The sequence below is a fragment of the Oleiphilus sp. HI0061 genome (genome assembly GCF_001635675.1).
Genome location: NZ_LWFE01001839.1, coordinates 1 through 1,659 on the forward strand (window position 1 = coordinate 1; position 1,659 = coordinate 1,659).

At 46.8% G+C, this 1,659-nt stretch carries 1 pseudogene; it reads right to left on the reverse strand.

The features are described from left to right. Positions 1-1,659: pseudogene (secA, locus tag A3735_RS27965) on the reverse strand (preprotein translocase subunit SecA); the annotation flags it as partial.

The following is a 1,659-nucleotide window of genomic DNA, read 5'->3' on the forward strand; positions in this document are numbered from 1 at the left end:
CACAGGGGCCTGCTTTTCTTCAGCCGCCGGAGCCGAGCCACCTTCACTACCGGCTGCATTGGCATCTGCATGTTCAGTCTTTGCCCGGCCCAATTGCTGTTCTAGCTCTTGCTGTCTGCGTCGCTCTAGCTCTTCAGCCTCGTCTTGAGTCTGAATCTTCACGTGACTGGTCACACGTACCACGTCATTTTTCAAATTGCCCAGCATCGATTCAAATAGAACAAATGCTTCTCGCTTGTATTCCTGCTTAGGGTTTTTCTGAGCGTAGCTGCGTAGATGGATACCCTGACGTAATGCATCCATTGATGCCAAGTGCTCCTTCCAAAGCGTATCAAGAATATGTAGAAACACTTGTTTCTCGAAGTTACGCATAGACTGCGCACCCGCCGTCTCTTCTTTCTCTTTGTAAACTTTAACGATCTCTTCAATAATCTTGGTTCGCAAGGTTTCTTCGTGCAAGCTATCGTCACTATCCAACCATTCTTGTACGGGGAGTTTAACCGCAAACTCTGACTCAAGATGGCTTTCAAGCCCGGCGATATCCCACTGCTCGTCTAGGCTTTGCGGTGGAATAAAGCGACTGATCGTATCATCAACAACTTCTTCGCGAATCGCTGCAACGATATCTGAAATATCATCAGACTCCATCACCGAGTTACGCTGCTCATAAATCACACTACGCTGATCGTTCGCCACATCATCGTATTCCAGTAAGGACTTACGAATATCAAAGTTACGGCCTTCTACTTTACGCTGAGCCTTTTCAATCGCATTACTCACCATCTTGTGCTCGATGGCCTCACCTTTGTCCATACCCAAGGCTTGCATGATGTTACGTACACGATCCGAGGCAAACAGACGCATCAAGTTATCTTCTAAAGACAAGAAGAAACGGGTACTACCTGGGTCACCCTGACGGCCAGATCGTCCACGAAGCTGGTTATCGATTCGACGAGACTCGTGACGTTCGGTACCCAAAATATGCAACCCGCCTGCCTCAAGTACGGCTTTATTTCGTACTTCCCAGTCAGCTTTGATTTTAGCGATCTTGTCATCACTTGGGTCTTTCAATGCTTTAATTTCAGCTTCCCAATTACCACCCAGAACAATATCCGTGCCACGACCAGCCATGTTCGTCGCAATGGTTACAACACCCGGCAAACCGGCTTGCGCAACGATCTGAGCTTCTTGAGCATGCTGCTTCGCATTCAATACACTGTGCTTAATGCCTGCTTTCTTAAGTAATGCAGACAAAAATTCAGATGATTCAATAGATGCAGTACCCACTAGTATCGGGCGCTTTTGCGCAACCACAGCTTTTACTTCATCAATGATCGCTTGGTATTTTTCTTCCTGCGTCAGATAGATCAGGTCGTTATGATCAATTCGCTGAATCTCTTTGTTTGTCGGAATAACGACAACATCCAAACCATAAATTTGCTGGAACTCGAATGCTTCGGTATCCGCCGTACCCGTCATACCAGCCAGTTTCGAATAAATTCGGAAGAAGTTCTGGAAGGTGGTTGAAGCCAAAGTCTGGCTTTCAGCCTGAATTGCAACATTCTCTTTAGCTTCTATCGCCTGGTGCAAACCTTCGCCCCAACGACGACCAGCCATGGTTCGGCCGGTATGTTCATCGATAATAACAATTTGCTTATT